The sequence below is a fragment of the Aphanizomenon sp. CS-733/32 genome (assembly GCF_028330045.1).
GTDB lineage: Bacteria > Cyanobacteriota > Cyanobacteriia > Cyanobacteriales > Nostocaceae > Dolichospermum > Dolichospermum gracile.
Map to the genome: position 1 here is coordinate 1 of NZ_JAQMSE010000128.1, position 15,721 is coordinate 15,721.

Consider the following 15,721-nt stretch of genomic DNA (forward strand, 5'->3'; position numbering starts at 1 on the left):
GACTAGAAGTCGCAGCTACACAGACGAAACCCACCTTCGTGGGTTCAAAAGCCTTGATTTTTCGTTAGTCCACGCAGGTGGACTTTGTTTGTGTAGTAGCGATTTCTAATCGCCGGAAACTTTTCAAACATCCTCTAAGACGTAAAAAGATTAACGCTCTTTCTCTGTGCCTCTGCGCCTCTGCGTGAGCTAAATTCTTCATTTCACATCCTTTGCTTATAAATTGAGGAATAATTACCTTGACAACAATCGAGACGGTACTAAATAAACACGATAATGGACTGGGATTTTTCACCTGTAATCATCATCAAAACCAAATTTGGAAAGGTTCATTAGATTGTGTGAGCTTTGAAAAAAGTGTCATCAAAGATAAACTATTAACATCAGATAAACCTTGTTATATTATTAAAATAGCAGGAAGAATTGGTGCTACTAATGATGGTTATTTAGCACCTGCTGATAATGGTTCATCTGGACAAGCAGAACTTTTAATCTCACTTCCACCCCTACGTTTACAACAACTTGGCGACTCTAGTTTTCTCGCCGCTTATGGTGTAAAATATGCCTACATGACAGGAGCAATGGCTGGGGGTATTGCTTCCGAAGAAATGGTAATTGCCCTCGGAAAAGAGAAAATTTTAAGCTCTTTTGGTGCAGGTGGTTTACTTCCAGAACGGTTAGAAACTGCGATTAATACTATTCAAGAAGCATTACCTAATGGTCCTTATGCTTTCAATTTAATTCACAGTCCTAACGAACCAGCTATTGAACGCCGCGCTGTAGATTTATATCTGAAATATGGTGTCAGAACTGTAGAAGCATCAGCATTTTTAGACTTAACTCCTAATATCGTTTATTATCGGGTTGCTGGGTTAAGATTAAATGCCGCTAATCAAATTGATATCCGAAATAAGGTCATTGCTAAGATTTCTCGTCGGGAAGTTGCCACTAAATTTTTGCAACCCGCACCAGAAAGAATCCTCAAAGAATTACTTGAGCAAGGACTAATCACGGAATTGCAAGCTAATTTGGCTAGACAAGTGCCAATGGCTGATGATATTACCGTTGAAGCTGATTCTGGTGGTCATACAGATAATCGTCCTTTAGTATGTTTATTACCTTCAATTATTGCCCTCCGAGATGAAATTCAAAGGCAATATAATTACTCAGTTCCGATTAGAGTTGGTGTGGCTGGAGGTATTGGTACACCTGAAGCAGCATTAGCTGGTTTTATCATGGGTGCTGCTTATATTGTGACCGGTTCAATTAATCAATCTTGTGTGGAATCTGGTGCTTGTGAACATACTAAAAAGTTGTTAGCACAAGCAGAAATGGCAGATATGACAATGGCTCCCGCCGCCGATATGTTTGAAATGGGAGTCAAATTACAAGTTCTCAAACGGGGAACAATGTTTCCTATGCGATCGCAAAAATTGTATGAGTTATATCGCACTTACGACTCTATTGAACAGATTCCTCAAGCCGAAAAGGAGAAGCTAGAAAAACAAATTTTCCGTAAAAGTCTTGCGGAAGTTTGGGAGGGAACAGCCGCTTATTTATCCCAAAAGAATCCTGAGAAATTGGGTAAAGCTGTTAATAATCCTAAATTAAAAATGGCTTTAATCTTTCGCTGGTATTTAGGATTATCTTCCCGCTGGTCTAGCACTGGTGAAAAAGGTCGGGAAGTTGATTATCAAATATGGTGCGGTCCAGCTATGGGTGGCTTCAATGACTGGGTGCGTGGTTCATATTTGTCAGAACCTAATCAGCGTCATGTGGTTGATGTTGCTGACCAAATTATGAAGGGGACAGCATTTTTATATCGCAGCCATAGTTTAAAAATGCAGGGTTTGCAAATGCCTACTTATTACAGTCAATATCAGCCAATTCCTTCTACATTGGAGAAGTAAAAATGAATTTAAAACAGTCTCATAGTGCTGAAAGTATTCAAGCATTTCTAGTTTCTCATCTTGCGGAAGTTGTGGGAGTTGGAATTTCAGAAATTGATGTTAATGAAAACTTGGAAAATTATGGTTTGGATTCTGCTCAAGCCATGATGATCATTAGTAAATTAGAAGAATTACTAGGTTTTAAACCTTCTCCTATTTTACTTTGGCATTATCCCAATATTGCCGCACTTTCCCAACGTTTGTCAGAAGAATCTAGTGATGGTTCTCAGCTACAAGATGCAGGTTCAAGCACAAATTCCCCTGTTGGTTTTGCTCCTCCTCTTCTAGATTTGGCTGCGGAAGCTGTTCTAGACCCCACTATTCAACCCATAGGCACTGCTGTTGCTATTACTAACCCTAAAAACATCTTTTTAACCGGGGGAACAGGTTATTTAGGGGCTTTTATTATCAAGGAATTACTAGAAGTATCGGCAGCAACTCTTTATTGTTTGGTGCGTGCCAGTAATGTGGAAGAAGGTAAGAGCAAATTAGAAAATAATTTGCAACAATATGGCATTTGGCAAGATGAATATAGTGCCAGAATTATCCCCATTATTGGGGATTTAGCACAGCCACATTTAGGAATTAATGGAGAACAATTTCAAAATCTAGCAGCTAATATTGATGTCATTTATCATAGTGCAGCTTTACTGAATTATGTTTATCCTTACTCAGCATTAAAAACAGCAAATGTTTTGGGTACACAAGAAGTTTTGCGTTTGGCTTGTCAAACTAAAGTTAAGCCATTGCATTATGTTTCTAGTGTGGCTGTTTTTGAATCCAGTGCTTATGCTGGTAAGCTAGTTAAAGAAGATGATGATTTTCATGATTGGGAAGGTATTTTTCTCGGTTATTCCCAAACTAAATGGGTGGCAGAAAAATTAGTGAAAATTGCTGGTAGTCGAGGATTACCTATCACTATTCATAGACCTCCTTTAATTTCTGGAGATAGCCAAACTGGAATTTGTAATACCCATGATTTCATCAATTTGATGATTAAAGGTTGTCTACAAATGGGTTCTTTCCCTGATGTAGATTATATGTTAGATATGTCTCCTGTTGATTATGTCAGCAAATCTGTTGTTTATCTTTCTCGACAAGAAACATCTCTAGGTAAAGCTTTCCATTTACAACATCCTCAACCTGCTTCTTTAAAATCTTTAGTTGATTGGGTGCGTTCTTTTGGATTTTCACTGAAGATGATTCCTTATGAAGAGTGGCAAGCAGAGTTAATTAATAATGTCACATCTCAAGACAATCCTTTATATACATTGCGGCCATTTTTACTAGAACGTTGGTCTGATGAACAAATCACCATTCCTGATTTGTATTTACAAGCAAGAAGACCAATTATCAGTTGTGAAGCAACTCTAGCAGCATTAAAAGGTAGTTCCATTGTTTGTCCGACCATTGATTCTCAATTGTTGATGACTTACACATCTTACTTAGTACAAACTGGTTTCCTAAGTCTTGCTTAATATCAATTTTAGGTGAAGCTGCACATAATTATTAAATCCAGAGTTTATCCGCCTTCATCTGCGGTTAATTATTCTGGAAATATTAATTATATGTAGCTTGATTTAAATTTGTTATAATATAGGGATATTGGCAGAATTAGTTAGTGCGAATTTCAGCTAAATCAACTTTCTTAAAATGAACATAAAATGTCAGGGAACAGTTTTGATTACGGGTGCAGCTAATGGTATTGGTTATCAATTAGCTCGTATTTTCGCTCATAATAATTATCATCTAGTCTTGGTAGATAGACTAGCAGAAAAAATCACAAAAATAGCTGTTGATTTTGCAGAAGAGTTTAGAATTTCTGTTAAACCTATTATTAAAGATTTATCTATATGTACATCTCCTGAAGAAATTTTCACAGAATTACAAGAATCTGGTATTAAAGTTGATATTCTGGTAAATAATGCCGGGTTTGGTACTTATGGGTTATTTAATGAAACTAACCTCAAGACTGAATTGGAAATGTTGCAGGTAAATTTAGTTTGTCTGACCCATTTAACTAAGTTGTTTCTCAAAGAAATGGTTAAACAAGGTCATGGCAAGATATTAAATGTTGCTTCTGCGGCTGCATTTCAACCAGGTCCGTTAATGGCAGTGTATTTTGCCACTAAGGCTTATATTTTATCATTTTCAGAAGCGATCGCTAATGAATTAGAAGGTACAGGTGTCACCGTCACAGTTCTTTGTCCAGGTTCAACGGCATCTGCTTTTCATGAAAGAACCGGCATGGCAGATTCTAAAATGCTGAAGGGGAAAAATATGATGGATGCGGAAACTGTGGCTCAGATGGGCTATGATGCGTTAATGAGAGAAAAGACAATTGTTATTCCTGGATTTATGAATAAAATGATGTCAAAATGTGTGAGGTTTATTCCGAGAAAAATGGTCACAAAAATTGTCAGAAGTATGCAGGAAGAGAAGTAGGGGTTTAGGACTGCTGAACCGTCACAAAATTAGATCATGATAGAATATTATGAATATCACAATTATTAACTCTGTGTTGATATTATGCAAACACAAACACGATACTACACACCAGAAGAATACTTAGAAATCGAAGAACAAGCAGAGTATAAGAGCGAATATCGAGATGGAGAAATTATAGCTATGACTGGAGGAACAACAAATCATAATAAAATAGCTCTTAATTTCGCAGCTTCCTTAAAATACGGATTAAGAAAGAAAAACTATGACGTTTATATTGGTGATGTCCGCTTGTGGATACCGCGTTATCGTCAACATACATACCCTGATGTGATGATAATTCAAGGAGAACCTATTTATGCTACTGAAAATACTACTACTGTGATGAATCCTTTATTAATTGCTGAAGTTTCATCTAAATCAACTAGTAATTATGACCAAAGTGATAAATTCATGTATTATCGTTCTATACCTGAATTTAAAGAATATATCTTAATCAATCAATATCAATATCATGTTATGCAATATGTGAAAACAAATGATGGTAAATGGATATTCACAGAGTTAGAATCGGAGTCAGATATTTTAACATTACAAACTATAGATTTTCAGATTGCTTTAAGTGAAATATATGAACAGGTAAATTTTACCCAAAGTAATGAAAATCAAGAATAATCATAATGTATCTTTGATATCCTGTATTTGCTCTTACACTGATTTGCCGTGAGACTAAAATTCATACCCTTAATCAGCAATGCCGAATTTTCGGCTTTGGTGAATGAAGGTATGATTTTTTCTCACGCAGAGGCGCAGAGAGTAAGAGTTTGAGAAATAGAATGTTTGATTTTTATACCTCAGTTCAGCAACGTCCATATTTAATGATTAGTTGTTCTTCTAGTTATCATTGACTAATATTTACTCATAAGATATAAAAAACACGGGTTTCATGTCGAAATATTAAGGAATATTGTATTTATATCAAAACCTGGAGCTACAAAGGAAATTCAACCAAAAGTCCGTGATAGGATACTTTGGGAAAATATTTATAATTAGGAGAAAACCTTTGACACTACGGGTTGCTGTTGTGGGTTCGGGACCTGCGGGTTCATGCGCTGCCGAAACCCTAGCTAAAGCTGGGATTGAAACCTATTTGTTTGAGCGCAAGTTAGATAACGCCAAACCTTGTGGGGGTGCTATTCCCCTCTGTATGGTGAGTGAGTTTGACTTACCTCCGGCAATTATTGACCGTCGGGTACGGAAGATGAAAATGATTTCTCCTTCTAATCGTGAAGTTGATATCAATCTGATAAATGAAGAAGAATATATAGGAATGTGCCGCCGAGAAGTGCTGGATGGTTTCCTGCGGGACCGGGCGGCAAAATTAGGGGCAAATTTAATTAACGCCACTGTTCATAAAGTTGATATTCCTGGGAACAATACCGACCCCTATACCATTCACTACGTTGACCATACAGGGGGCGGGGCGCAAGGCGTTACCAAAACCCTAAAGGTGGATTTAATCGTGGGTGCTGACGGGGCAAATTCCCGCGTTGCCAAGGATATGGGTGCTGGAGATTACAATTATGCGATCGCCTTCCAAGAACGCATTCGTCTTCCCCAAGACAAAATGGACTATTACAACGACCTCGCCGAAATGTACGTTGGCGATGATGTTTCCACCGACTTCTACGCTTGGGTATTCCCCAAATATGATCACGTAGCGGTAGGTACTGGCACAATGCACATTAACAAAGCCAAAATCAAACAATTCCAAGCTGGTATTCGCGCCCGTGCTTCAGAAAAACTCGCCGGCGGTGAAATCATCAAAATCGAGGCACACCCCATCCCTGAACATCCCCGCCCCCGTCGCGTTGTCGGTCGCATAGCCTTGGTAGGAGATGCGGCTGGTTATGTTACCAAGTCCTCCGGGGAAGGTATCTACTTCGCTGCTAAATCTGGCAGAATGTGCGCTGAAGCCATTGTGGAAGCCGCTAAGGGTGGGGCGCGGATTCCCACGGAACGAGACCTCAAAGTGTACATCAAGCGTTGGGATCAGAAATACGGACTCACCTACAAAGTATTAGACATTCTTCAAAACGTCTTCTATCGTTCCGATGCTACCCGTGAAGCATTTGTAGAAATGTGTGATGACATGGATGTACAAAAGCTAACTTTTGATAGTTATCTCTATAAAACTGTAGTTCCTGCTAACCCCTTTACCCAGTTAAAAATTACTGCCAAAACCCTTGGTAGTTTAATTCGTGGTAACGCCCTTGCACCCTAAATATAGGAAATCAGAAGTCAGAAATTCGTTTCTGGACTTCTTTTTTTTGGGTGAATTACATATTATTTTTGTTTCACCCCCAAACGCAAAGGCGCAGAGAAAAAGCATAAAACCCAACATAAGCGTTGGGTTGCGCTGTCCCTTAACCTAACCTTGTATTATTAGCGGACGAGATGCCCGCACCACAAGAAATTTTTGGGTATTTTTCTAATTGGAAGTCTCTTAGAGGAAACTAATCAAGAAATTGCCATTGCACTTTATATTACACCGTAAACGGTAATGGTAAACATCCATGCTATCTTACAAAAGTTAGAAGTGAGCGATCGCTCTCAAGCTGTTGTTGTGGCTTTGCAAAAACGGTTGATTAAAAATGATTTAATTTAATTCCTCTTGTAACCAATCTTCCAATTGCAATTCTTTTATTCTTAATAAATCAGAATCATGGGAAACTACAATTAAATTGTGAATAATAGCCGTAGCTGCTATAAATATATCTGCATCTTGAATTGGTAAACCTCTTTGTTTTAAATCAGCATAGATTTCTGACGCTTTCTGAAAAATTGCCATATCGTCCAAGAGTAAAACTTGGTATTTATTCAAAAATTTTTCAAAGTCTGATAATTTCTTTACCGCTTTAACTGCTAAGAGTCCTCGCTCAATTTCATAGTAAGTAATCCCACTAATGAAAACTTCCTCGTTTTGACGATTTAAACTTTCTAGCTGATTGGTTACTTTTGGATTTTCCTTGAGAATTGCTGTAACCATATTAGTATCTAGTAGATATCCCATTGACTTATTTCCGTTTCACTGCTTCATCAAATATTGCCATTTCTTCTGGTGTAAAATCATTTAACAAACCACTGATTGCTTCTACAGCTAACATTTTACTAATTCTTTCTGTTAAGTCATCTTCAGCAATTGTATCTATATCATCACCAGAATTTGGTTTAGTAAAAAGTTCGTATATTTTCTGAATCATTTTATCTTGTTCCAATCTTTCTTGATACACACTGTTATTAGCGATCAAATATTTTATGATTGCTGAGATGCGGTTAAAGGCAGTTTTTTCTTTTAGCGATGTGTTGTTCATATTTTTGTGAGATATTTTTGACAGTATACGTTATTATAGCATAGCCTCTTAACTCAACCGAGAAAATAAATAATCGCACTTAAAGAGATGTTTTTAATTTCAAACAGATGAATGGTGCGTTACATTTCATTAACTTCCCCTAAAATATCGGCGAAATGTAATAATTTCGTCATCAAATGAACCAATACAACAAGTTATTAGAGATAATGAGTAGTTTTATTTAATTTTTTTTCATAATCTTGGGTTCTGTTATCTAAGGGACTTCCAAGAAATAAAATCCCCAAAAATTCCTTGTGGTGCGGGACGAAAAGCCCGCTAATCATCAAGGACGGGCAGGATGCCCATCCCACAAAATTGGGTAATTTATTTTTTGGTGTTCCCTAAGATTAACCGATAATATCGCGCTATTTAAGTTTTTTAATTGATGTAAATGATATAATAGTACGATAGTAACTTATGCGAAAGCATCGGGAGCGATCGCAATTTTAGGAAATTTCAGAAATGCCAAAGTTATTTATCAAGTAGGGTGTGTAAAGTCCTTGCGGGCATGGCTTCGCTTAGAGCGATACTGAATGTAGGGAAATAGAAATATTTGGTAAACCTTGTTCCCGACGCATTTTCTGAACTTTGAGAAAATTGATAAAAGTATTAATGTCATTTTTGACATTTTCCATTCCCACAAGGTGATTTAACTTAGTGATAACATCATCTAAACTTTGAGATTGAGAATTACGTTGACTGTTATTCTTTCCAGATATATTTAACTCACTCTTTAGGCGTAATAGTTCAATTTCAATTTCAGGATCTCGATAAGTCATAATTGATATTGATTGGGTGTTAATACAGGTGATTAACTTTAAATTATACTGTAAAACCTTGGATAACTGTCAACTATCTTGCCCAAAAACTTCCCGCACCTCCACCCCATGACAATCATTTAACTTTGATAAATCAAAGATTATAGCTATTGAGTACAACATTAATATTGATATATCTAGAAGATTTACTATTTGCTATAATCAAAATATTGGCTAAAAGTCAGAATAATTCATGAGTAATAATTGATAATTAATAAAACTGTAGAAAATATCATAAATTAACTTCCTGACTTTAGCTGTTTTCAATGCTTATCTTTTTGGTTTCTCTGCATAGATTAGTAAGGTGCGTCAGACGTTAAATCATACTTAAATTCGACTATTTATCAATCTGACGCACCCTACGGAAAAATTGAAACAACCACCAAAAGACACACAGAAGGAAAATCATGCCCAAATCTTATGCCACAATTGATGGTAATGAAGCCGTTGCCCGTGTAGCTTACAAATTAAATGAAGTAATTGCTATTTATCCTATCACCCCATCTTCAAATATGGGTGAATGGGCTGATGCTTGGATGTCGGAAAATAAATCAAATCTTTGGGGAACTGTTCCCAGTGTTACCCAAATGCAAAGCGAAGGAGGGGCTGCGGCTGCTGTCCATGGGGCATTACAAACGGGGGCATTAAGTACAACTTTCACTGCTTCTCAGGGATTATTATTAATGATTCCTAATTTGTACAAAATTGCCGGAGAATTAACCAGTTTTGTCATTCATGTTTCTGCCCGTTCTTTAGCTACCCACGCTTTATCTATTTTCGGTGATCATAGTGATGTTATGGCTGCTAGAGCGACGGGTTTCGCTTTTTTGTGTTCAGCTTCTGTCCAAGAAAGTCATGATTTTGCTTTGATTTCTCATGCAGCAACTTTAGCAGCAAGAGTGCCATTTATGCACTTTTTTGATGGGTTTAGAACTTCCCATGAAGTGCAGAAAGTTGAGTTGTTATCTGATGAGGATTTACAAGCTTTCATTCCCCAGTCTTTAGTATTTGCACATCGTCAACGGTGCTTAACTCCAGATAAACCAGTATTACGAGGAACGGCACAAAACCCTGATGTTTACTTTCAATCCCGTGAAGGTGCAAACCCTTATTATGATGGTTGTGCCGATATTGTTCAAAAAATAATGGATAAATTTGGAGAACGCACAGGTAGATATTACAAACTCTATGAATATCATGGCGCACCTAACGCAGAAAGAGTCATTGTGATTATGGGTTCTGGTTGTGAAACTGTCCATGAAACCGTAGATTATCTCAATAACCAAGGGGAAAAAGTCGGAGTTATCAAAGTGCGGCTTTTCCGTCCTTTTGATGTTGCCAGATTTATAGAAGCATTACCAAATAGTGTTAAATCCATTGCTGTCCTTGATAGAACTAAAGAAGCTGGAAGTGCAGGAGAACCTTTATATTTAGATGTGGTGACAGCTATTTATGAAGGTTGGAAAAAAACTACATTCCCGAAAATTGTTGGGGGCAGATATGGACTGTCTTCTAAGGAATTTACTCCCGCAATGGTGAAGAGTATTTTTGATAATCTGACTCAAATTAAACCCAAAAATCATTTCACAATTGGGATTAATGATGATGTCACGTTCACTTCTTTGAATTTTGACCCTAATTTCTCTACAGAACCAGATCATGTAGTTCGCGCCATGTTCTATGGTTTGGGTTCAGATGGTACAGTGGGGGCAAATAAGAACTCCATCAAAATTATCGGTGAAGGCACAGAAAATAACGCCCAAGGTTACTTTGTTTATGATTCTAAAAAATCCGGTTCAATGACAGTTTCTCACCTGCGGTTTGGAACTGGAAAAATTCGCTCAACTTACCTCATAGACAAAGCTAATTTTATCGGTTGTCACCATTGGGGATTTGTGGAAACCATTGATATTTTAAAAGCTGCTGCACCAGGGGCGACTTTGCTGTTAAATAGTCCTTATTATGCTGATCATGTTTGGGAAAATCTACCTTCAAAAGTTCAACAGCAAATTATTGACAAGAACCTGAAAGTTTACACTATTAATGCTAGTCAAGTGGCAAAAGATAGTGGTATGGGACACAGAATTAACACTATCATGCAGGTGTGTTTCTTTGCTTTAGCGGGAGTATTACCAGAAAAAGAAGCTATTAGTAAAATCAAACAAGCCATAGAAAAAACCTATGGTAAAAAAGGCGCGGAAGTTGTCAGCATGAATTTAAAAGCTGTAGACAACACCTTAGAAAATCTTCATGAAATCGAAATTCCCAAAAAGGAAAATTACCAATTACCAATCACCAATCACCAATCACCAATCACCAAACCCAAATTTGTCGAGAATGTTCTTAGCAAAATCATGGTCTGGGAAGGTGATGATTTGCCGGTGAGTGCTTTACCTGCTGACGGAACTTTTCCCAGTGGAACTGCAAAATGGGAAAAACGCAACGTTGCGGAAGAAATCCCCGTTTGGGATGCTGATGTCTGCGTTCAATGCGGTAAATGTGTGATGGTTTGTCCTCACGCTGCTATTCGCGCCAAAACTTATCAACCCAGTGAGTTAGTCAACGCACCCATATCTTTTAAGTCCACTAACGCCAAAGATAAGAGCTTTGCTAACCAGAAATTCACCATTCAGGTAGCGCCAGAGGACTGTACAGGCTGTGAAATTTGTGTGAGTGTCTGCCCTGCCAAAAACAAGGCAGAACCCACCTGCAAGGCGATTAATATGAGTCCCCAGTTACCTTTGCGGGAACAAGAACGGGAAAACTGGAATTTCTTTTTGAGTTTACCAAATCCCGATCGCACAAAGTTGAAAGTAAACCAAATTCGTCAGCAGCAATTACAAGAACCGTTGTTTGAATTTTCCGGTGCTTGTGCTGGTTGCGGAGAAACGCCCTACCTTAAATTATTAACACAATTGTTTGGCGATCGCTCACTTATTGCCAACGCCACCGGTTGTTCTTCCATTTACGGTGGAAATCTCCCCACAACTCCTTGGAGTCAAAACGCTGAGGGAAGAGGTCCAGCATGGTCCAATAGTTTATTTGAAGATAATGCAGAATTCGGTTTTGGTTATCGTTTATCTATAGACAAACAAGCAGAATTTGCAGCGGAATTATTGTCACAATTAAGTAGTGAAATTGGCGATAATTTAGTGAATGCCATTCTCAAGGCCGAACAAAAAACCGAAGCTGATATTTGGGACCAACGGGAAAGAATCGTCATTCTCAAACATAAATTAGATGAGATTGCGGAAACTACAAAAGACGCAGATCTAAAATCCAAAATCCAAAATCTAAAATCCTTAGCTGATTATTTAGTTAAGAAAAGTGTGTGGATAGTTGGGGGTGATGGTTGGGCGTATGATATAGATTTTGGTGGAATTGATCATGTGATTTCCACAGGCCGCAATGTGAATATTTTGGTCATGGATACAGAAGTTTATTCTAATACCGGAGGACAATCTTCTAAAGCCACTCCCAAAGCCGCAGTTGCCAAATATGCGACCGGTGGAAAACCTGCACCAAAGAAAGATTTAGGTTTAATGGCTATGACTTATGGTAATGTTTATGTGGCGAGTGTGGCGTTAGGTGCGAAAGATGAACATACACTCAAAGCATTTTTAGAAGCGGAAGCTTTTGATGGTCCATCAATCATTATTGCTTACAGTCATTGTATTGCTCACGGTATTGATATGACCACTGGTTTACAACAACAAAAGGCGTTGGTAGATGCAGGAAGATGGTTATTATATCGCTATAATCCGGCATTACAAAATGAGGGTAAGAACCCCCTACAATTGGATATGAAAGCACCTTCTGAATCAGTGGAAAAATCCATGTACCAGGAGAACAGGTTTAAGATGTTGACGAAGAGTAAACCGGCGGTGGCGAAGTTGTTGCTAGAACAAGCGCAAATGGAAGTTAATGCGCGTTGGGAAATGTATCAATATTTAGCAGAGAGGAAAGTTTAAACACCTCTCACCCCTCTTTACTAACAAGGAGGGGTAGTTGATTTTTAAGTATTTTTATATATCTAGCTGTATTTGTCCTTCTTCAACTAACATAGAGGAAAGTTGTCAAAATTTTTATGACTTTTTATCTGGTAGTTGTGTATAATAACACTAATGAGGTAATGTGATATGAGTTTACTAGAAGATATCAAAGCAAAAACTAAGGAATTTCGGAAAGATAGCTATCCAATGTCTATTGGAGAAATAATCAGCATTTACAATAATGATGAACTGATTATTAATCCTGAATTTCAAAGATATTTTAGATGGAGTGGGCAGCAAAAATCCAAATTTATTGAATCTATATTACTGGGTATTCCCACACCCTCGATTTTTGTTTATCAAAGAGAAGATGGTGTTTGGGAATTAGTAGATGGATTACAAAGAATATCTACTATTTTAGAATTTGTAGGTAGCCTTAAAGATGAAAATGGCAATAAAAAGGAATGTCTCCAACTGGAAGGAACTAAAATACTTCCAAGTTTAAAAGGGGTAATGTGGGAAGGAGCAGAGGATGAAGAACACAACTTATCTGGTTCGGTTAAACTTGATTTTAAAAGAGCTAAAATTCAAATAGAAATTATTCAAAAAGAGTCTGATATTAATGCTAAGTTTGAAATTTTTGAAAGACTAAATACTGGAGGTTCATTTTTATCATATCAAGAAGTGCGTAATTGCCTGCTGATCATGATTGATAAAAATGTACATTCATGGCTATGTAATTTAGCAGATAATCAAGATTTCCAGAATTGTATTTCCATTTCAGACAGACTCAGCAAAGAACGCTATGACATGGAACTCATTCTGAGATATATAGCTTGTTCTCACTTTCCACTAAACAGTAAAGATGTAAATGAATACTTAACTGATTCATTAACATCTATATGCCAAAATCCCAATTTCGATTTAGAAAGTGAAAAACAGAAATTTTACAAACTCTTTTCATTGTTAAATAAAGCAACAGGAGAAGGGACTTTTAAAAAATATGATAGTGAAAGATTTAAAGGACAATTTCTAGAATCAGCCTATGAAGCAATTACTGTTGGTTTAGGGAATAATATAAATGATTATTCTGATTCTGACTTCGACGTTTCTATATTGAAAGATAAGGTGGAGCAGATATGGTCAGCCAATGATTTCACTCAGTATAGTGGTTCGGGTTCAAATGCAAAAAGTAGAATACCTAAAATGGTTCAATTTGGCATACAACATTTTCAGAAATGAGCAAAGATAACAAAACAGAACAGATGCTTATTGATAACTTGCACGAGGATTTTGCCTGGCGTATCAAGGAGCTTAGTATTATTAAAAGTAAAATTCCCAGTCAACAAAATGAAGAGCAACACGCATTAATTAGAGCAGGAATAACTTTATTATATGCTCATTGGGAAGGATTTATCAAAAATGCGGCTGAGAATTACTTAAATTTTGTTTCATTGAAAGGATTAAATCATAATCAACTTCAGTCATGTTTTGTAGCTTTGTGTTTTAAAAAGCAAATAAATGAACTAAAAACTAATAAATTTGAATTACAACAAACTCTTGTTGATTTCATGTTAAATGAATTAAATAAAAGAGCTTATATTCCCTACGAAGGAATAATTGATACTAAATCAAACTTAAAATTTTGGGTATTTCGTGATATATGTATCATCATAGGAGTAGATTATAAAAAATATCAATTAAAGGAGAAAAAAATAGATGCTGATCTTGTTGAAAGAAGGAATAAGATTGCACATGGTAAGTATCTACTGGTTGATTATGATGGATATACTGATATTTATAATATTGTTGTTAAAATGATGGAAGATATGAAAAATGATATTTTAGATGCTGCTATGAATGAAAAATATAGGAAAAATTAAATATATATCTCCTTATAAATATAAATAGAACACGATATGCCACAAAAATTGACACAGAATAATAGATGAAAAATATCTTGTTTCAAGGACTATTTTAGATAATTCCCAAGTTTTTTAAATCAACGTCTAAATCAGTTTCATCATAATGAATATTAATGTTTCTCATAGCTAATTCATTCTGAAATTGCAGTAAAGGCATTTTTGCCAGTTGAGATGCTTTACCGATACTAATTTTTTTCCTTTCAAATAATAAGATAATCAATTCTAAAACTAATTCTTTTTCTGATAATCCACTTGCTTGGACAATATCTTCGGAAATGACTAAGCTCATTGATATCCTCCCATTTTTATGATTATACTGGTGTTACCTTGTGAAAGCCGATCGCTCATCTTCGTTAGTTGTGAGGTATACATGATGCCTACGGAGAGCGATAGCGAAGCGCTCCGTAGGAATCGCACTCTTTACTGAAAAATGACTACAAATACTTAGTTTTACAATGATTGAATTTCTTGTTGTAAATCTCGAACTTGTTCAAGAGATAATTCAGTGACTTCAGCAATTTGCTCTAAATTCATACCAATTCGTAATAAATTTATAGCCAATTTTCTTGTTGTTTCAGCCTTACCTTTCGCTTCACCTTCAGCTTTGCCTCTGGCTTCACCTTTAGCTTCACCTTCTTCAAGGATGTCTTGATAAATTACTGATTCGCGCATAATCTCACTCCTGAAAATTTTCTTGATTACATTTCTATTTAACACCAACCCAGCTAAAATACTGCTGGCAGCAGCTATATCCCTTTGTTGTTGTTGATCCTTAATTTTTTCGACTGCTTGTGCTACCTGGCTCAATACCATTGTAGGATCTTCTGTCTGACTTAGCACCGCAAATGGTAATAAACTGGGCGCGTTCATAAATTGTTCCGTTGGTTGTTCCCATAGACGGATTACTTCAAACTCATGGTGGGTTTTGTTTAATCTGAAACTATTCTCATGGACTAATTCAGAATCTGTTTTTCTCAAATAAATCACTACTTGGCGCATCTCTTTGTCAGGAAAACGCCGATAACCTCTAACTCGATAATGTGACGTACTCCACACACTCCCTTTCAGGTGAGTGTGGGCTTCTCAGTGACTCCTCTATGAGGACATTAACTGAGCTTTAAGACCGTGCGCCCCACGGTTCTTTGGTTTTGAGATTTGTTTTTTGTTTTGTAGGCTGCA

At 36.8% G+C, this 15,721-nt stretch carries 13 protein-coding genes and 1 pseudogene; 9 read left to right on the plus strand and 5 right to left on the minus strand.

Annotated features, from left to right (window positions below; genetic code table 11):
• Nucleotides 1-239 precede the first annotated feature (239 nt).
• The 6 genes and pseudogenes from PN471_RS09970 to PN471_RS09995 form a co-directional block, all read left to right on the plus strand.
• Nucleotides 240-1,910: a PfaD family polyunsaturated fatty acid/polyketide biosynthesis protein gene (locus PN471_RS09970; RefSeq protein WP_271776713.1), complete on the plus strand. Its 1,671-nt coding sequence runs from the start codon at nt 240-242 to the stop codon at nt 1,908-1,910.
• A gap of 2 nt (nt 1,911-1,912) precedes the next feature.
• Nucleotides 1,913-3,427 (plus strand): thioester reductase domain-containing protein, encoded by a 1,515-nt coding sequence (locus PN471_RS09975; protein ID WP_271776714.1) that lies wholly within the window; start codon nt 1,913-1,915, stop codon nt 3,425-3,427.
• 175 nt (nt 3,428-3,602) lie between these two features.
• A complete protein-coding gene (locus PN471_RS09980) occupies nt 3,603-4,394 on the plus strand; it encodes an SDR family NAD(P)-dependent oxidoreductase (protein ID WP_271776715.1) in 792 nt (263 codons plus the stop codon).
• A gap of 84 nt (nt 4,395-4,478) precedes the next feature.
• The gene (locus tag PN471_RS09985; protein ID WP_271776716.1) at nt 4,479-5,069 is read left to right on the plus strand and encodes a Uma2 family endonuclease; all 591 of its coding nucleotides are present in this window, start codon (nt 4,479-4,481) and stop codon (nt 5,067-5,069) included.
• Nucleotides 5,070-5,457: 388 nt separating this feature from the next.
• Nucleotides 5,458-6,678: a geranylgeranyl reductase gene (gene chlP / locus PN471_RS09990; RefSeq protein WP_271776717.1), complete on the plus strand. Its 1,221-nt coding sequence runs from the start codon at nt 5,458-5,460 to the stop codon at nt 6,676-6,678.
• 228 nt (nt 6,679-6,906) lie between these two features.
• Nucleotides 6,907-7,062 (plus strand): annotated as a pseudogene (locus tag PN471_RS09995) (LuxR C-terminal-related transcriptional regulator); the annotation flags it as partial.
• On the opposite strand, the gene PN471_RS10000 reads toward PN471_RS09995, so the two are convergent.
• The 3 genes from PN471_RS10000 to PN471_RS10010 form a co-directional block, all read right to left on the minus strand.
• Nucleotides 7,054-7,467, minus strand: a complete 414-nt coding sequence (locus PN471_RS10000; RefSeq protein WP_271776718.1) for a type II toxin-antitoxin system VapC family toxin — start codon at nt 7,465-7,467, stop codon at nt 7,054-7,056. The pseudogene PN471_RS09995 and the gene PN471_RS10000 overlap by 9 nt on opposite strands.
• Before the next feature lie 4 nt (nt 7,468-7,471).
• Complete coding sequence (locus PN471_RS10005; protein WP_193893731.1) at nt 7,472-7,768, minus strand: hypothetical protein; 297 nt, start codon at nt 7,766-7,768, stop codon at nt 7,472-7,474.
• Nucleotides 7,769-8,325: 557 nt separating this feature from the next.
• On the minus strand, nt 8,326-8,586 hold the full coding sequence (locus PN471_RS10010) for a hypothetical protein (RefSeq protein ID WP_271776719.1): 261 nt from the start codon (nt 8,584-8,586) through the stop codon (nt 8,326-8,328).
• A gap of 446 nt (nt 8,587-9,032) precedes the next feature.
• On the opposite strand from PN471_RS10010, the gene nifJ reads away from it, so the two are divergent.
• The 3 genes from nifJ to PN471_RS10025 all read left to right on the plus strand — a co-directional run bounded on the left by nifJ (nt 9,033) and on the right by PN471_RS10025 (nt 14,500).
• Nucleotides 9,033-12,596 (plus strand): pyruvate:ferredoxin (flavodoxin) oxidoreductase, encoded by a 3,564-nt coding sequence (nifJ, locus tag PN471_RS10015; RefSeq protein ID WP_271776720.1) that lies wholly within the window; start codon nt 9,033-9,035, stop codon nt 12,594-12,596.
• Nucleotides 12,597-12,764: 168 nt separating this feature from the next.
• Nucleotides 12,765-13,859, plus strand: coding sequence for a DUF262 domain-containing protein (locus tag PN471_RS10020; RefSeq protein ID WP_271776721.1), 1,095 nt, complete (start codon nt 12,765-12,767; stop codon nt 13,857-13,859).
• Nucleotides 13,856-14,500: an MAE_28990/MAE_18760 family HEPN-like nuclease gene (locus tag PN471_RS10025; RefSeq protein WP_271776722.1), complete on the plus strand. Its 645-nt coding sequence runs from the start codon at nt 13,856-13,858 to the stop codon at nt 14,498-14,500. Before PN471_RS10020 ends, PN471_RS10025 begins: the two co-directional genes overlap by 4 nt.
• A gap of 94 nt (nt 14,501-14,594) precedes the next feature.
• On the opposite strand, the gene PN471_RS10030 is transcribed toward PN471_RS10025, so the two are convergent.
• Complete coding sequence (locus tag PN471_RS10030; protein ID WP_271776723.1) at nt 14,595-14,831, minus strand: UPF0175 family protein; 237 nt, start codon at nt 14,829-14,831, stop codon at nt 14,595-14,597.
• A gap of 161 nt (nt 14,832-14,992) precedes the next feature.
• The gene (locus PN471_RS10035) at nt 14,993-15,598 is read right to left on the minus strand and encodes a flagellar assembly protein H (protein WP_271776724.1); all 606 of its coding nucleotides are present in this window, start codon (nt 15,596-15,598) and stop codon (nt 14,993-14,995) included.
• Nucleotides 15,599-15,721 lie beyond the last annotated feature (123 nt).